The 16,318-nt window shown below is 73.7% G+C and carries 15 protein-coding genes; 6 read left to right on the top strand and 9 right to left on the bottom strand.

The features are described 5' to 3' along the window. Position 1: 1 nt before the first annotated feature. Positions 2-1,906, bottom strand: coding sequence for a polysaccharide biosynthesis protein (locus tag ACQP2F_RS21405; RefSeq protein WP_433306661.1), 1,905 nt, complete (start codon positions 1,904-1,906; stop codon positions 2-4). Positions 1,907-2,153: 247 nt separating this feature from the next. On the opposite strand from ACQP2F_RS21405, the gene ACQP2F_RS21400 reads away from it, so the two are divergent. Then, positions 2,154-3,224, top strand: coding sequence for a glycosyltransferase (locus ACQP2F_RS21400; RefSeq protein ID WP_433306659.1), 1,071 nt, complete (start codon positions 2,154-2,156; stop codon positions 3,222-3,224). A 14-nt stretch (positions 3,225-3,238) separates the two neighbouring features. Then, positions 3,239-5,020: an MOSC domain-containing protein gene (locus ACQP2F_RS21395; RefSeq protein WP_433306657.1), complete on the top strand. Its 1,782-nt coding sequence runs from the start codon at positions 3,239-3,241 to the stop codon at positions 5,018-5,020. Here ACQP2F_RS21395 and ACQP2F_RS21390 read toward each other — a convergent pair. Both ACQP2F_RS21390 and ACQP2F_RS21385 read right to left on the bottom strand, forming a co-directional pair. Further along, entirely contained in the window at positions 4,982-5,563 is a 582-nt protein-coding gene (locus ACQP2F_RS21390) for a VanZ family protein (protein WP_433306655.1), read from the bottom strand. The two genes, ACQP2F_RS21395 and ACQP2F_RS21390, sit on opposite strands and share 39 nt — an antisense overlap. Before the next feature lie 39 nt (positions 5,564-5,602). Next, positions 5,603-6,208, bottom strand: a complete 606-nt coding sequence (locus ACQP2F_RS21385) for a LuxR C-terminal-related transcriptional regulator (protein ID WP_433306653.1) — start codon at positions 6,206-6,208, stop codon at positions 5,603-5,605. Between the two features lie 190 nt (positions 6,209-6,398). Between ACQP2F_RS21385 and ACQP2F_RS21380 the strand changes: the two genes are divergently transcribed. Beyond that, positions 6,399-7,520: a 5-methyltetrahydropteroyltriglutamate--homocysteine S-methyltransferase gene (locus tag ACQP2F_RS21380; RefSeq protein WP_433306651.1), complete on the top strand. Its 1,122-nt coding sequence runs from the start codon at positions 6,399-6,401 to the stop codon at positions 7,518-7,520. Here the strand turns inward: ACQP2F_RS21380 and ACQP2F_RS21375 are convergent. Further along, positions 7,517-8,131, bottom strand: coding sequence for a hypothetical protein (locus ACQP2F_RS21375; RefSeq protein ID WP_433306649.1), 615 nt, complete (start codon positions 8,129-8,131; stop codon positions 7,517-7,519). The two genes, ACQP2F_RS21380 and ACQP2F_RS21375, sit on opposite strands and share 4 nt — an antisense overlap. Further along, a complete protein-coding gene (locus tag ACQP2F_RS21370) occupies positions 8,128-8,613 on the bottom strand; it encodes an RNA polymerase sigma factor (protein ID WP_433306647.1) in 486 nt (161 codons plus the stop codon). The genes ACQP2F_RS21375 and ACQP2F_RS21370 overlap by 4 nt, the downstream gene beginning before the upstream one ends. 1,113 nt (positions 8,614-9,726) lie before the next feature. On the opposite strand from ACQP2F_RS21370, the gene ACQP2F_RS21365 reads away from it, so the two are divergent. After that, positions 9,727-9,966 (top strand): bleomycin resistance protein, encoded by a 240-nt coding sequence (locus ACQP2F_RS21365; RefSeq protein WP_433306645.1) that lies wholly within the window; start codon positions 9,727-9,729, stop codon positions 9,964-9,966. Here ACQP2F_RS21365 and ACQP2F_RS21360 read toward each other — a convergent pair. Beyond that, positions 9,953-10,921: a redoxin family protein gene (locus ACQP2F_RS21360; protein WP_433306643.1), complete on the bottom strand. Its 969-nt coding sequence runs from the start codon at positions 10,919-10,921 to the stop codon at positions 9,953-9,955. The two genes, ACQP2F_RS21365 and ACQP2F_RS21360, sit on opposite strands and share 14 nt — an antisense overlap. 93 nt (positions 10,922-11,014) lie before the next feature. On the opposite strand from ACQP2F_RS21360, the gene ACQP2F_RS21355 reads away from it, so the two are divergent. Both ACQP2F_RS21355 and ACQP2F_RS21350 read left to right on the top strand, forming a co-directional pair. Next, positions 11,015-11,890: a UbiA prenyltransferase family protein gene (locus ACQP2F_RS21355; RefSeq protein ID WP_433306642.1), complete on the top strand. Its 876-nt coding sequence runs from the start codon at positions 11,015-11,017 to the stop codon at positions 11,888-11,890. A gap of 231 nt (positions 11,891-12,121) precedes the next feature. Then, positions 12,122-13,255: an alanine--tRNA ligase-related protein gene (locus ACQP2F_RS21350; protein WP_433306640.1), complete on the top strand. Its 1,134-nt coding sequence runs from the start codon at positions 12,122-12,124 to the stop codon at positions 13,253-13,255. Here ACQP2F_RS21350 and ACQP2F_RS21345 read toward each other — a convergent pair. From ACQP2F_RS21345 to ACQP2F_RS21335, 3 genes are read right to left on the bottom strand one after another with little or no spacing between them, the layout of a single operon-like run. After that, entirely contained in the window at positions 13,242-13,808 is a 567-nt protein-coding gene (locus tag ACQP2F_RS21345; protein WP_433306638.1) for a GNAT family N-acetyltransferase, read from the bottom strand. The two genes, ACQP2F_RS21350 and ACQP2F_RS21345, sit on opposite strands and share 14 nt — an antisense overlap. Before the next feature lie 47 nt (positions 13,809-13,855). Further along, on the bottom strand, positions 13,856-15,043 hold the full coding sequence (locus tag ACQP2F_RS21340) for an NAD(P)/FAD-dependent oxidoreductase (RefSeq protein ID WP_433306636.1): 1,188 nt from the start codon (positions 15,041-15,043) through the stop codon (positions 13,856-13,858). After that, positions 15,040-16,299: a flavin-containing monooxygenase gene (locus tag ACQP2F_RS21335; protein ID WP_433306634.1), complete on the bottom strand. Its 1,260-nt coding sequence runs from the start codon at positions 16,297-16,299 to the stop codon at positions 15,040-15,042. Before ACQP2F_RS21335 ends, ACQP2F_RS21340 begins: the two co-directional genes overlap by 4 nt. Between the last annotated feature and the right edge of the window lie 19 nt (positions 16,300-16,318).

Raw genomic sequence — 16,318 nt, 5'->3', positions numbered from 1 at the left:
GTCAGTGCCTTCCGTTGCCGTTGTGGGCGGCGGACAGGGCCGGGCTCTCGGCCAGCCAGCGCAGCACCGCGATGAGGTCCGGCCGGGGCGCGCCGGGGTCGAGCAGGGAGAGGACCGCGCCGTCCAGCGGCGGCACCGGCACCTGGGACAGCAGCGGGTGGTGGGGCCGGCGGTCCTCCTCGCCCGGGCCGAGCAGCACTTCGTGCAGCTTCTCGCCGGGCCGGAGCCCGGTGTAGACGACCTGGATGTGCCGGTCGGCCGCGTCGGCGAGCCGCTTGGCGACGTCGGCGATGCGCACCGGCTCGCCCATGTCGAGCACGAGCACCTCGCCCGCGCTCTGGACCGCGCCGGCCTGCACGACCAGCCGCACCGCCTCCTGGACGGTCATGAAGAAGCGGGAGACGTCGGGGTCGGTCACGGTGATCGGGCCGCCCTTGGCCACCTGCGCCTCGAACGCGGTCAGCACCGAGCCGCGGCTGCCGAGCACGTTGCCGAAGCGGACGCTGCAGTAGGTGCCGCCGGCCGACTCGTCGGCGGCCGCGGTCAGCCGCTCGGTGATGCGCTTGGAGTAGCCGAGCACGCTGCACGGGTCGGCGGCCTTGTCGGTGGAGATGTTGACGAACCGGTCGACGCCGTGCCGCAGCGCGGTCTGCAGCATCTGGTAGGTGCCGATGATGTTGGTCTTGAGCGCCTCCGACGGGTGCATCTCCAGCAGCGGCAGGTGCTTGAGGGCGGCGGCGTGGAAGACGACCTGGGGGCGGTGCTCGCGGAACACCTCGTCGAGGCGCTGCTGGTCGCGGATGTCGGCGACGACCAGGTTGCGGTCGTCGAGCAGGCCGCGCCCGTCCATCGAGAGCTGCACCGCGTGCAGGCCGGACTCGTCGCGGTCGAGCATCACCAGCCGCTCCGGGCCGAACGGGGTGATCTGACGGCACAGCTCCGAGCCGATCGAGCCGCCGGCGCCGGTGACCAGCACCCGGCGGCCCTCGAGGTAGCCGGCGATCGCGGCCAGGTCGATCCCGATCTCGCGGCGGCCGAGCAGGTCGGCGTGGCTGACCGGGCGGATGTCCTCGATGCTCACGGTCCGGCCGAACAGCTCGACCACCGGCGGGACGACCTTCAGGTCCACGTTGAGCGCGCCGGCCCGGTCGCTGAGCTCGCGGACGAGGTCGGCGCTCGCGCTCGGGATCGCGATCAGGACGGTGTCGGCGTCGTACCGGCTGACCACCGAGGCCAGCGCGTGCCGGGTGCCGGTCACCGGCACCCCCATGATCCGCAGCGCACGCTTGCGGGGGTCGTCGTCGAGCAGGGCGACCGGGACGTACGGGCTGGACGGCGTCCGCAGCATCGCGCGGACCACCTGGGCCGCCCCTTCGCCGGCCCCCATCACCACCACCCGGCTGCATCGCTCCGGCGACGGCCGCAGCCGCTGGTCCTGCAGCAGGCGCACGGCGTAGCGCACCCCGGCCGCCAGGACCAGCGCGATCAGGCCGGATCCGATGATCGCGGCGCGCGGCACGAGCCGGCCCAGCAGAGTGTCGAGGACGAAGACCACCGGCGTGGTCACCGCGGCGGTCCGGGCGAGCGCGGCGATCTCCTCGAAGCAGCCGTACGACCACCGGCCGGTGTAGAGGCCGAAGTGGATACCGGCGATGGTCTGCACCACGGCGGCGACCGCGGCCAGCTCGAGAAGGCCGGAGCAGTTCAGGTACTGCAGGTGGCCGTCGTGGCGCAGCAGCGTCGCGATCAGCATGGCGGCCGCGAGCGCCAGCGCGTCGGCGCCGGCCCGCGCGGCCCGGCCGGGGAGGGCGGCCCACAGCCACGGCGTGGGCCGTGAGCCGCCCGGTCGCCAGTCGCCGGGGGTGGTCTCGTCCATGGTTCCGCCGGGCGCCGGCCGAGCTTCCATGGTTCCCCCTCGCGACTGTTTCCGTCTCTTTTCCGGAGGGTGTCAGGCGCGGTGGGCGGCCCACAGTAGCAATTGTCATCACCAACGCGAGCAAGCTTCACGTTGGCTATGACACGGCTGCCACCAGGCTTTTTGCGGCCCGAGAAAGGTGAATGACCATCGCGATACCCGTGACATTTGCTTCTTTTAATACCGCCGCGCCGTTTGACAGCGTCGTTTCACCGGGTGTGCCGGAATGGAGTCGCAGATGAGAGTGCTGCACGTCATCACCGCGCTCGGCGACGGCGGCCCCGAGCACCAGCTGCGGCTCCTGGTCGACCGCCTGCCGCACGAGAGCGAGGTCGTCACCCTGTCGCCGCCGGGCGCGGTCGCCGACGCGCTGCGCGCCCGCGGCACCACCGTCCACGAGGTCACCGGCCGGCGCGGGCTGGGCGCCGTCGGCGCGCTGCGCCGGCTCATCCGCCGCGGCCGGTTCGACCTCGTGCACACCCACGTCCACCGGGCCTGCGTGCCGGGGCGGTTCGCCGCCCGCCTGGCCGGCGTCCGCCGGGTCGTCGCCACCGAGCACCGCCTCGGCGACACCGCCGGCCGGCTGTACCTGACGACCGAGCGGCTCGGCCAGGTCACCATCGCCGCCTCCCCCGCCGTCGCCCGCCGGCTGGCCGAGTGGGGCGTGCCGGACGAGCGCATCGAGGTGATCCCGAAGGCGGTGGCGCCCGGCGAGTTCGGCTACGACCCGCGGCTGCGCGCCGCCGCCCGGGCCCGGCTCGGCATCGCCCCCGGCGCGGCCGTGGTCGGCGGGGTCGGCCGCCTCGAGCCGGGCGAGCGCTTCGACCGCCTGATCCGGGCCGTCGCCGAGGCGCCGGGCGCGACGCTGCTGCTGGCCGGCGACGGCCCGGCCCGGGACGCCCTGCAGAAGCTGGCCGCGATCGAGGGCATCGCCGATCGGGTCGTCTTCGCCGGCCGGGTCCCGCACGCCCGCGAGATGCTCTGCGCCATGGACGTGTTCGCCTCGCCCGGCGAGGACACGTTCGGCCTGGTCGTGCTGGAGGCGATCGCCGCCGGGCTGCCCGCGCTCTACGCCCGCTGCCCGCCGCTGGAGGAGCTGGCCGCCGCCCGGGCCACCGTCGAGGGCGCCCGCCGGCTGACCCCGCACGACCGGGAGTCGCTCCCCCGGGCGCTGCGAGCCGAGCTGCTCTGCCTGGCCGAGCGCCACGGCGAGCGCCTGCCGGCCCGGGCCGCCGGTCCCCGCTACGACGCCGACCATCTGGCCCGCGAGGTGGACCGCGTCTACTCCCGCACCGGCCCCGTCTCGTGAAGCACAATGGCGGGATGGCGATCCTGCGGTCGGTCAACGTCGGTCTGCCCAAGGACGTGGTGTGGCGGGGACGGACCGTGCACACCGGCATCGGGAAGTCCCCGGTGGACGGGGCGGCCATGGTGCGGCGGCTCAACATCGACGGGGACGGGCAGGGCGACCTCGGCGGGCACGGCGGCGAGCAGCGGGCCGTCTTCGTGTACCAGCTCGACTCGTACCGCTACTGGGAGAAGTTCCTCGGCCGCGACGACTTCACGCTCGGGCAGTTCGGCGAGAACTTCACCGTCGACGGCCTGCCCGACGACGAGGTACGCATCGGCGACCGCTACCGGATCGGCGGCGCGCTGTTCGAGGTGACCCAGCCGCGCGTGACCTGCTACCGGGTCGGCATCCGCACCGGCGAGCCGCGCATGCCGGCCCTGCTCGTCCAACACCACCGGCCCGGCTTCTACTTCCGGGTGCTCCAGGAGGGTGAGGTCCGCGCCGGCGACGACATCGTCAAGGTCGCCGACGGCCCCGAGCCGCTGACCGTGTCCGAGGTGGACGCCCTGCTCTACCTGCCCGGCCACGCCCGCGAGCGGATCGCCCAGGCGCTGCGCATCCCGGCGCTGAGCCCCGGCTGGCAGGGCTCGTTCCGGGCGATGCTGGCCGAGCCGGAGTCCGGCACCGGCAACGCCGGCCTGGTCGACGCCGCGCCGCCGCCGGCCTGGACCGGGTTCCGGCCGCTGCGGGTGACCGCGGTCGAGGCCGAGAGCAGCACGATCGCCTCGGTGCGGCTGGCCGACCCCGGCGGCGCGCCACTGCCGGCGGCGCTGCCCGGGCAGTTCCTCACCGTACGGGTCGGCGCCGGCCTGGTCCGCAGCTACTCGCTCTCCGGGCCGCCGGGCGCCGCCGAGTACCGGATCAGCGTCAAGCGGGAGCCGCACGGCCGGGCCAGCGGCTACCTGCACACGCACGTCCACCCCGGCGACACGGTCCAGGCGGCCGCGCCGCGGGGCACGTTCGTCCTGCGCCCGGGGCCGGCGCCGGTCCTGCTGGTCAGCGGCGGGGTCGGCGCGACGCCGGTGATGGCCATGCTGCACGCCCTGGCCGCCGGGAAGTCCCCGCGCGAGGTGTGGTGGCTGCAGGCGGCCCGCGACGACGCGGAACGCCCGTTCCGGGCCGAGGCGGCCGCGCTGCTGGCGGAGCTGCCCCGGGCCCACTCCTGCGTGGTCCTCAGCCGGCCCGGGCCGGACGACCGCGACTTCGATGCCCCCGGCCGCCTGACGGCGGATCTCCTGCGGACGCTGCGGCTGCCGGCCGGCGCCGACGCGTACCTCTGCGGCCCGGCCGCGTTCCTCACCGACGTCGCCGCCGCCCTGACCGGCCTGGGCGCGCGGGTGCACACCGAGATCTTCGGCGCCCGGCCCGGCCTCACTCCCGGCATCGGCGCGGCGCCGTCCCGGCCCCCGCACCCGCCGGCCGCCGGGGCCGCCGGGGCCGCACGGGCCGCCGGGGCCGCCGCACCCGCCGGGGCCGCCGCACCCGCCGGAGCCGCCGCCGGGCCCCCGGTCTCGTTCGCCCGCAGCGACCTGACCGTGCCCTGGCCCGACGGCGCCGGCAGCCTGCTCGACCTGGCCGAGGCGTGCGACGTGCCGGTCCGCTGGTCGTGCCGGGCCGGCGTGTGCCACACCTGCGAGTCCGGGCTGCTCGCCGGCGACGTCGACTACACGACCGAGCCGGTCGACCCGCCGGCCGCCGGCAACGTGCTGATCTGCTCAGCCCGCCCGCGCGGCCCTGTCGTCCTGGACCTGTGAGACCGGGGCCCCGGCCGCGCTCCCGACCACGCGGCGGACCGTGCCGAACCGCAGCAGCGCATGGAAGGCGAGCCAGCCCAGATAGACCCCGAGCACGTTCGACACCAGATCGTTGGCCTCGGCCCAGCGGTTGTCGTGCACGGTCAGGATCAGCACCGCCTGGGTGATCTCGATGCTCGCGCTCAGCATCAGGCCGAGACGGAGCACCCGGGCCCGGTCGCGGATGCCGAACAGGATGTCGAGCAGGCCCGCGAAGGGCAGCGTCATCACGACGTTCAGCACGAAATCGGTGGGGCGCAGGGCGTACAGGGGAAGGGGGTTGATCCGGAAAAGCTGCGGCGGTGACCCGGGGGCCAGGTGCATCGGCAGGAACGTGGCGCCGAGGACGGCCACCGCATACCAGCCGGCGAACCAGCAGGCCGCGAGCCGCATCGGGGTGAGCAGGCCGCGGCGGCGCAACAGCAGCCAGGAAACGACCATGGCCAGTACGCCCAGCGGCAGCAGGATCGGCAGCGCGGGCACGACGACCGGGTCGTTACGCATCCCGGCCAACGGTACGTCGACCCGGCGGTCACCGTCCGCTCAGTGCAGCCAGCCATCCTTGCGGGCGATGCGGATCGCGTCGAGCCGGTTGCGGGCGCCGGTCTTCGCGATGATCGCGGACAGGTAGTTGCGCACCGTGCCGCCGGAGAGGTAGAGCCGGCTGGCGATGTCCTTGACCGAGTCGCCCTCGGCGGCCAGGCCCAGCACCTCGAGCTCGCGGGTGCTCAGCGAGCGCTCGGCGTTGAGCGACGCCGCCTGCAGCATCGGCGAGACGATCCGCTCCCCGTTGGCCAGCCGGCGCACCGAGTCGGCAAGCAGCGTCTCGGACGCGCCCTTGACCAGGAAGTTGAGCCCGTTGGCCCGGCGCCGGGGCGGGAGCATGCCGCGCTTGGCCGGGTCGGAGAGCACGAGCATCGCGCAGGACGGGATGGCGGTGTGCAGGTCGGCGGCGAACGGCAGCAGCTGGCTCACCATGTACTCGGTGTCGAAGACGATGACGCCGGGCCAGAGCTGGACGGCCCGCTCGACGAGATCGCCGTCGAGCGGCAGGGTCGCGACGTAATGCATGCCGGGCTGGGACTCGATCAGCGCGCGCACCGGTACCCCGAAATACCCCTCGTCCCGCACCACCAGCACCCGGATCATGACACCACCTCGTCGAAGTGCCGCGATTTGTGCGGATCAATTCGGGAGCTCACCGCACCCGCTCAACGTACCGTTCACCGGCAAGCCGGGCACGGCCCCTGACCGATCGAACGATGCAGATATGGCGGATCTTCGCGCCGGCCGGCCGAACCGGTGGCCGGGTGCGGATCTCGGGCGTAGGCTGCCCGGCATGGCGCCCCGCGAGAATCCCCCGTTCCGGGCCGACCACGTCGGCAGCCTGCTGCGACCCACCCGGCTGCTCGAGGCGCGGCAGAGACGCGCCACCGGCGAGATCGAGGCCGGCGAGCTGCGCGCGATCGAGGACGACGCGATCCGCGACGTCGTACGGATGCAGCGCGAGGTGGGCCTGCGCTCGGCCACCGACGGCGAGTTCCGGCGCACCTCCTGGCACATGGACTTCATCTACCGCCTCGGCGGCGTGCACCCGACCGACGAGAAGATCCAGGTGCACTTCCGCAACGCCGGCGGCGAGCTCGACTTCGAGTCGGCGGCGCTGGCCATCGACGGGCCGGTCCGGCTGAACGAAACGATCTTCGGCGACGACTTCTCGTTCCTCGCCTCGACGGTCGAGCCCGGCATCACCCCCAAGCTGACCATCCCGTCGCCGAGCATGGTCCACTACCGCGGGGGCATGGCCGCGATCGACCCGGCCGTCTATCCCGACCACGAGCAGTTCTGGGCCGACCTGTCCGCGGCCTACGCCGAGCAGGTGCGCCGGGTCGCCGCCCTCGGCTGCCGCTACCTGCAGCTCGACGACACCAGCCTGGCCTACCTCAACGACCCGGCCCAGCGGCGCCTGCTCACCGAGCGCGGCGACGACGCCGACCACCAGCACCTGCGCTACATCAAGCAGATCAACGCGGCGATCGCGGACCGCCCGGCCGGCCTGAACGTGACGACCCACATGTGCCGCGGCAACTTCCGCTCGTCGTGGGCGGCCGAGGGCGGGTACGACTTCGTGGCCGAGGCCCTGTTCAGCGAGCTCGCCGTGGACGGCTTCTTCCTCGAGTTCGACGACGACCGGTCCGGCGGCTTCGCCCCGCTGCGCTTCGTCCCGCCCGGCAAGATGGTCGTGCTCGGCCTCGTCACCACCAAGCGCGGCGAGCTGGAGTCGAAGGACACCCTCAAGCGCCGGATCGACGAGGCGAGCAAATACGTCCCGCTCGAGCAGATCTGCCTCTCCCCGCAGTGCGGCTTCTCCTCCACCGTCGAGGGCAACGTGCTCACGTACGACGAGGAGGTCGCCAAGCTGCGCCTGATCGTGGAGACCGCCGAGGAGGTCTGGGGCTAGAACGCCTTGTCGTAGAGCGCGAGCATCTCGTCCGACACCTCGCCGCTGTAGCCGCAGATCATCACGTCGCCCTGCGCCGACGCGACCAGATAGTCCTTCCCGGTCACGAACGTGCCGCTGCCGCCCAGCAGCTGCTCCGAGCTGTCGTCGGTCTGTGCCACCTTGACCTCGGCGAAGTCGGCGCCCTTGAAGACCTTGGTCACCCGCAGCGTCACCATCCCGCGATCGATGCCGGTCACCGTGCCCTGAACGGCGAAATCGGCATCCGCGGCCAGGCGCGCCGGTTCCGGTTCCCGGCATTTCGCCTGTACGTCCGGAAGCCCGATCGTGGTGGACGGACCGTCGGCCGGGGTCGGCGCCGCCGCGATCGGCGTCCCCGGCGTGGGTGACGACGGCCGGCCCAGCCACCAGCCGGTACCCGCGACGATCAGCACGACGGCGGCCGCGGCGAGGGCGGCCAGGTGCCATCGCACCGGTGGTTTGGTCACGGCGGTGGCGCTGCTGCTCATGGTCTCTCCGATCAGACGCGAAACGTGGCCGGGAGCCGGCGGCGGCACCGACGCCGCCGGATCCGCCCGGCGCAGGCGCGAACGCAGGTCGTCGTCGGTCATCGCCGTCTCCCTTCTCTCGCCCCGTCATGTCCGGCCGGCCCGGTCACCTTTCGCAGCTCCTCGCGCAGTCGCTGTTTGGCGCGGTGCAGCCGGATGCTGGCCGCGTTGGCCGAGATGCCCAGCACCACCGCGATCTGCCCGGCGGCCAGGTCTTCCCACGCCCACAGCCGCAGCAGCTCCGCGTCCTCGGCCCGCAGTCCGGCCAGCGCGGCGGCCAGGTCGTCGTCGGCCGGCGCCGGCCCGTCGACGACCAGCGGCGGCGGATCGAGCGCCGTGATACGGGCGGCAAGCCGCGCCTGCCGCCGCCGCCCGCGCTCGGCGTTGGCCAGGCACCGGCGCGCCACCCCGTAGACCCACGGCAGATGATCGTCCGGAATCTCCCCGAGCCGCCGCCAGCACACCAGCAGCGTCTCGGAGAGCACGTCATCAGCCGTGGCCGAGTCGGTGCGCCGCACAAGAAACCGCCGAACCGCATCGATCACCCCCGGCGCCATACCCTCAAACCGACGCCGGCGCGCGTCCACGTCCACAAGGTCCACCTTCGCTCATGTCCGGCACCGGGCCGGCCCTTTCGCCGCGTCTTCAACCCCCGAAGCCGATGGTCGGCGGCCACATCCGTCGGTCGTCACCGGTGCGCCCGGCGGGGGTCGCGACCGTAGGTGCCGACCTGCCCTTCCGCCGCCCTTTGCTCTGCTCACCAATACGCGCCACCAGTGGATCAGCCGCTCGCCCGCCCGGTCAGCCGGTCCGCCCGCTCATCCGGCCCGCCCGCCCGCTCACTCACCTGGCCCGCCCGCCCGCTCGCCGCCCGCTCAAACCAGCCCGCCCGCTCACTCGCTCAGCCGGCCCGAGCAGTGCGATGCCGCCGAGGGCGACCGTGTCGGTGATCACCACGCCGCCGCCCACTCACCCGCTCACCCAGCCCGCTCGCCGCTCGCTCACCCGGCGCGCTCGCCGCTTGCTCACCGGCGCGCTCGCCGCTCGCTCGCCCGGCCCGCTCACCGCGCGCTCACCCGGCCCGCTCGCCGCTCGCTCGCCCCGCCCGCTCACCGCCCGCTCACCCGGCCCGCTCGCCACTCGCTCGCACCGCCCGCTCACCGCCCGCTCACCCGGTCCGCTCACTTGCTCACCCGGCCCGCATATCCGCTCACCCGCCCGCTGACCCCGCTCGTCGGCGTCGAGCACGGGCAAGCAACGGCAAGTCGCAGCTTGGGGACAAGCGTGCGAAATTGTCGTAGGTTGGCCGTAGAGTCCGGCCCACCCAGTGACGGGGTGGGTCAGGTTAACGCAGTGTCGGAGTGGCCACGTTTCACCCAGCGACGGCCTGGGCCGAGTTTCACCCCGTGACGGGCTGGGCGAGGTCTCACCCAGCGACGGGCCAAGCCACTATTCACCCCAGCGACGGGCCAAGCCACGTTTCACCCCAGCGACGGACCGAGCCACGCCTCACCCAGCGACACGATGGGCCAGACACGTCACAAGCACCTTCACCGCCCACCTCCCGCCCTCCCCCGCCAACGACGTCATGCTCCCGGCTCATTGCCAGGGTGTCTCACGGGTGCGATCCCCGGCGTACGTGCGGAAAGGTCTTGGTCATGAGTGACACGCGCAAGGACGTCGCGGAGCTCGCCCAGCTCCTGCACGAGACCTCCGAACGGCACGGCGCCTTCGAGGCCGTCGCCCCCCAGCACGACTGGTGGGACTGGTACGCCGCCTACCTGGACGCCCGGCAGCGCGGCCGCGCCCCGCGGGATGCGGTCGCCGCCGCCGACGACTACATGGCCGAGGTCAAGAACATTGTCCTGCCCCCGGACGTGGCCGCTAGCCGAAGGTGAACGAGTAGAGCTCCGCCCCCGGGTCGAGGAACGTGATCTCGGCGGTGCGGTCGGCGACCCGGCCCGGCTGCCGCAGCAGCTGGTAGAGCCGGCGGTCGGCGGCCGTGCCGTGGCCGTCGGGGTCGAGGTCGCCGCCGGCCGCCTCGCCGGGGGGCGCGCCGTCGAGCCGCACGCGGAACCGCACCGGGGTGGCCGCGCCCATCACCACGTTGAGGTCGCGGGCGTGGAACCGGTACGCGACGCCGCCCGCCGCCGAGTTCAGCGTGGTGGCCTGCTCGCCGATCGTCCAGTCGCCGTCCAGCGCCCAGGAGTTCAGGCCGAGCCGGCCGGGGACGCTGTAGCGGCGGGGCTTGTCGTGATCCAGGCCCTCGGGCGACGCGAACCGCTCGGCGCGCGCGTAGCCGGCGTAGTTCTCCGGCGAGCGCAGCGTGCCCCAGTCGGCGCCCACCTCGGCCCCGGACGCCTCCACGGTGACCAGGTGGTGCGACGAGGAACCGAGCAACTCCTGCAGGACCAACTCGGTACGCCCGTACTCGCCCTCCCCGAAGTGGTGGTACCGGATCCGGCCCTCGGTGTCGGCCAGATAGAGCGCGGGCCAGTAGTGGTTGGCGAACGCCGTCCAGATCGCGTAGTCGTTGTCCATCGGCACCGGCCAGCCGACGCCCCGGGCCGCGACCTCCCGGCGTACGTTGGCCTGGTCGTGCTCGAAGGGGAACTCCGGAGTGTGCACGCCGACCACGACCAGGCCGGCGGCGGCGTACCGGCGCGACCACTCCCGCACGTAGGGGAGCTGCCGCAGCCAGTTCACGCAGGTGTAGGTCCAGAAGTTGACCAGGACCACCTTCCCGCGCAGGCCGCCCGGGGTGAGCGGCGGCGAGTTGAGCCAGGTGGTGGCGCCGTCGAAGGCGGGCAGGTGCCCCTCGACCGGGAGGCGGGCGGACCGATGCGCTGTCATGCCTCCACCGTCGCCGCCGGAGCGACGCGTCGCACCAGTGACGGCCACTGGTGTCTCAGGCCGGGCACAGCACGGGCGGGCGATGATGCGGGCATGACGACGCTGGCACAACGCCCCGCGGCCCTGCTCGTCGCCGTGTCCCGCCCGTGGTTCTGGCCCGTCTCCTGGGTGCCGGCGTACCTGGGAACGGTCCTGGCCGGCCGGTCCTGGTTACCCGCCGACCCGTTCCGGTCGCTGGTGGCCCTGCTGGTGCTGGGACCGCTGATCTGGGGCGCGGTGCTGGCCCAGAACGACCTGCACGACCTGCCCAGCGACCGCGCCAACCCGCGCAAGGCCACCGCGCCGCTGGTCACCGGCGCGGTGACGGCTTCGCGACTGCGGCGGTGGTACGCCTGCCTGGCGCTCGCGTCGCTGGCCACGGCCCTGCTGGTCGGCACCCTCTTCGTGCTCGGCGTGGCCGGCGTCCTGGTGCTGGGCTGGGCCTACAGCGTTCCCCCGCTGCGCCTGAAGACCCGCCCCGGCTGGGACATCGCGGTCAACGCCCTGGTCGTGGGCCTGGTCTCGCCCGCCGCCGGCTGGTCGATCACCCGCTCGCCGGAGGAGTTCCCGTGGCAGTTCGCCGTGATCGGCGTCCTCTTCGCCGCGGCCCTCTACGTGCCGACGACGGTGACCGACCTGAGTGCCGACCGAGGAGCGGGAGACACCACCTTCGCCGTACGCTTCGGGCCGCGCACCGCCTATCGCCTGGGTGTCGCCCTGTGGGCCGCCGCCCTGGCGTTCTGCCTGCTGTGCGCCGCGCTCGACGTGCTGGTCCCCCGCTCGACGCTCGTCCCGCAGCTGCTGACGGTCCCGGTGCTGCTGGCCGGCTACGCGGCGCTGACCCGCCGGCCGACCATCGCCAAGATGGCCGCCGTCTCGATCCTGTTCGGCATCCCGACGATCGGATTCGCGCTCGCCTACATCGGCTGAGACGCGGACTGAGGCGGCGGAAAATCCGGTGGGCGCCGCCCCCATCGGTCTCTACCATGGTGGCATGGACGTCAGCAGGCGACTCACCACCGCGACCGCGCGAGCTACCGGCTCGACGGTCGCCGCTGCCTGACTTCTTCCTCATTCGCCGGCGACCGGAAACGGCTCGCCGGCTTTTTCGTGCCCGCGGTCCCCTTCCGGTCGCCGTTTTGTCCGGAAAGGACCACTGCCATGAACGTCGACGACACCGTACGCACCTTCATCGACTTCTACCGGGATCGCGGCCACGTCCCGATCCCCGGTCATTCGCTCGTCCCGCCGCCCGGGGATCCGGTCCTGTTCACCACCTCGGGCATGCACCCGCTCACCCCGTACCTCGAAGGAGACCGGCACCCGCAAGGCCGCCGCCTGGTCGATGTGCAGCGATGCCTACGCACCACCGACCTCGACGAGGTCGGCGACGACACCCACCTCACCGTCTTCGAGATGCTGGGCTCCTGGTCGCTCGGCGACTATCCGGGCACGCAGAGCCTGACCTGGGGCTACCAGCTGCTGCGCGACGGCTTCGGGATCGAGCCGGGCCGGCTGCACGTCACCGTCCACGAGCAGGACGAGCCGTCGCGGGAGACGTGGGAGCGGCTCGGTGTCCCGATCGAGCTGACCACCGACGAGAACTGGTGGTCGAACGGGCCGACCGGACCCTGCGGCCCGGACTCGGAGATCTTCGTCTGGACCGGCGACGGGCCGCCGACCGGCACGCCGACCACCGACGAGCGGTGGACCGAGGTCTGGAACCACGTGATGATGCGCTACCGGCGCCTCGAGGACGGCACGCTGCGGCCGGTCGAGCCGGAGAACATCGACACCGGCATGGGACTCGAGCGCATGCTGACCGTCCTGCAGGGCAAGCGGTCGGTCTTCGAGACCGATGTCTTCCGGCCGTGGACGGGCCTCTGGGAGCTGGACGAGCCGGACCGCCGCCGGGTGGTCGACCATCTGCGCTCGGGCATCGTGGTGATCGGCGACGGAGTCCGGCCGTCGAACACCCGTCACGGCTACGTGCTGCGGCGGCTCGTCCGCCGCACGCTGACCACGCTCTGGCGCACCGATCCGACCCGCACGCTCGGTGACCTGCCGTCCGAGCCGATCGAGCACACGATCGACCACTTCGAGCTCAAAACCCTTCCCTCCCCCGTACGCGATGTGCTCGGCACCGAGGAGAAGACCTTCCGCGACCTGCTGCGGCGGGGCCGTTCCGTGGTGTCGCGGCGTCGCGAGCGAGGGCCGCTCACCGACGACGACTACCGCTTCCTGCACGACACCCACGGGCTGCCGCGTGACCTCGTCGACCTCATTCGGGGTTGACGTCGGTGCGCATGACGCAGTTCTTCGTCCCCTTGGGCCGCACGTAGGTGAAGCCGGCCCGCTCGAAGAGCGCGCGGGTGCCCGAGTAGAGCACCGACACCTTCTTGCCGTCGTTGTCGTGCGGATAACCCTCGACCGTGCCGCCGCCGTCGCGCGCGATGAGCTCGAGCGCCCCGCCGAGGGCGACGGCCAGCAGGCCCCGGCGCCGGTGCTTCTTGTCCACGAACATGCAGGTGATCCGGTAGTCCGGCAGCACCTCGGTTTCCGCGTCGTACTGCTTGCGGTGATAGATGTTGGGCAGTTCGGCCGGCGACCCGTACTGGCACCAGGCCACCGCCTCGTCCCCGTCGAGGACGAGGGCCGCATGGGCCCGCCCGCACCCGACCAGCTCGCGCTTGAGCTCCCGGTTCTTCTCCGCGCTGAAGGTCTTCTCCTCGTGCATGGTGTGGAAATAGGTGCACCAGCACCCACCGAAGACCCCGTTGTGGCGCTCCATGAGGCGCGCATAGGCGTCCCAGGTCTCCGGGCCCAACGCCGCGATCGTGTAGTCCATCGGCCCTCCTCCCGCCGACCGAGCTTCGCCACCCTGTCCACCTCCCGTCAAGCGGGCCGCGCCAGGGCGGGCGCGTTCCACGGCGCGGCGGGCAGTGACGAGATCAGGTCGACCTCGTCGGCCATGACCGCGGAGAGGTCCATCAGCAGCCGCCGGACTCCGGGGAGATCCCAGCCGTAGCCGGCGACCCGCTCGCTCGCGTCGAGCAGGGGCCGGGCGAACCGGTCGCGGGCCCGCTCGTAGCCCGCGAGCGCGTCGCGTTGCCGGCGGCCCGGCCCGGGTGCGGCGACCACGGCCCGGGCCAGCAGCTCGGCGTCGCGGAGGGCGTCGGTCATGCCGTGCGTGCTGAGCGGGTCCTTCCACTGCCCGGCGTCCCCGGCCAGCGCCCAGCCCGGTCCCCACGCCCGGCGCAGGCGGCCGGGGACGCCGCGGACGTGGCGGACGGCGTCGGCGCGACGGCCGGCGGCCAGGCGCGCGCCGACGCCGCACTCCGCGGCGAGCCGGTCGAGGGCCGCGCCGGTCCCGCCCCCGCGGACCAGCCGGTCCATCGTGGCCGGATCGGTGCCGAGGAAGACACAGGTCAGGCCGTCGTTGGTGGGAATCAGGCCGGCGCTGACCCCGGGACGGTAGAACCACTCGTACCCGTCGGCGGCGAGCCCGGACCAGTAGCCGTACAGGACGGCGGACGACGCGTGACCGGCGGCCCGTACCGGCGCCCGCACCCAGTCGGCCACCGCCGACCGGCGGCCGTCCGCCCCGACGACCAGCGCGGCACGTTCGGCGTCGGCCGAGCCGTCGCGGGCGCGGGTGGTCACGCCGGTCACCCGGCCGTCGCCGTCGCGCAGCAGGCCGGTCACCGCGGTGCCGAACCGGACCACGGCGCCGGCCTCGGCCGCCGCGTCGGCGATCACCCGGTCGATGACGGTCCGGCGCGGCGCGTACAGGGCGTCGACCCCCGCCGCCGGCCGGATGGTGACGGAGACGGTCTCGTCGCCGTAGTGGAAGACGGTGCGCCGGACGGCCGGTGTTCCCGCCTCGACGATCGGGTCGAGCAGCCCCCATTGCCGCAACAGCAGCGTGCCCGGGCGCATCAGCGCGTGCGTCGACAAGGTGTCGCTGCCGTGGCGGGCGCGGTCCAGGCACAGCACCCGCAGCCCGGCCCGGGCCAGCAGCAGCGCGGTGGAGGCGCCGGCGACCCGCGCACCGACCACCACGACGTCCCACGGCGCGGTCATGCCGCCCTCCCGTCCCGTGGCCGAGCGGCCGCGCCGAGGTGGCGCAGCACCCGGCCGGTCACGGCGGCCGCGTCGTGGCGGACGCCGTCGAGGAACGTGGAGTTGCGCCGCGACTGCCAGCGCATGCCGACCACGTACAGGCCAGGCGCCGGGGTGCTTCCGCCGGTGTGCACGATCTCGCCGGCCCGGTCGAGGACCGGCACGTGCAGCCAGGGGTACGCCCGCCGGTAGCCGGTCGCCCAGACCACGCTCCCCACCCCGTCGCGGCGCAGGTCCAGCCGCTCGACGGCGCGGTCGGTGCGGGCGGCGAGCACCTGCCCGGGCCGCTCGGTCCCGTCCGCGAGCCCGTTCGCCGCGGCGTACCGGTCGATGCGGTGCCGCAGCCGGCGCAGCCGGAGGTCGGCCGCGGCCGTGGTGAACGGAAGGTCACCGGCGAACCGGACCCGGCGCCGGTCGGCCGCGACCAGGCGGCCGGCGAGGACGACCCCACGCCGCTGAAGAGACCACAGGTCCACGTCCCGGCCGCCGGCGTTGCCGGCGAGCTGCAGGGACGGTTCCCGGCGCGTCCCGGCCGGCCGCGGATGCTCGTCGAGCCGCCGGTCGAGCACGCCCATGGCGTCGAGCCACCACATGATGTCCCGGCCGCGGTACCGCCGGGGCACCCGGCTGTGCGAGCCGGCGGCGAGCACGACCGGGCGTCCGGCGGCGGTCAGCTCGTCGGCGATCTGGGCGCCGGTGGCGGAGGCGCCGACGACCAGCACCCGGCCGTCCGGCAGGGATTGCGGGTTGCGGTAGGTGGCGGGGGTGACCTGCGCGATCCGCGGGTCGAGGGCCCCGGCGAGGGCCGGGACCGCCGGCACGTCGCACCAGCCGGTGGCCACCACGACGGCCCGGGCGGCCCAGGTCCCGGCGGTGCTCGTCACCTCGTACCGGCCGCCGCGCGGGCGCACCGACAGCACCTCGGCGCCGGCCACGACCGGGGCGGCGAAGGCCGCCGCGTACGACCGGAGGTAGGCCGCCACCGACGCGGCCGGCATGAACCCGCCGGGATCCGGGCCGGTGTACCGGAATCCGGGCAGGCGGCTGAGCCAGTTCGGGCTGAGCAGGCGCAGCGACTCCCACGGATGGGACGCCCAGCGGTCGGCGATGCGGCCACGGTCGAGCACGACGTGGGGCACGCCGGACGCCGTCAGCGACCAGCTGACCGCCAGGCCGGCCTGGCCGGCGCCGATGACCACGACGGGTATGCCGGACATGAGAGCTCACTTCCTCGGG

Source organism: Actinoplanes sp. CA-030573 (assembly GCF_050951115.1).
Lineage (GTDB): Bacteria > Actinomycetota > Actinomycetes > Mycobacteriales > Micromonosporaceae > Actinoplanes.
This window is presented reverse-complemented; position numbering and strand designations above follow the sequence as displayed.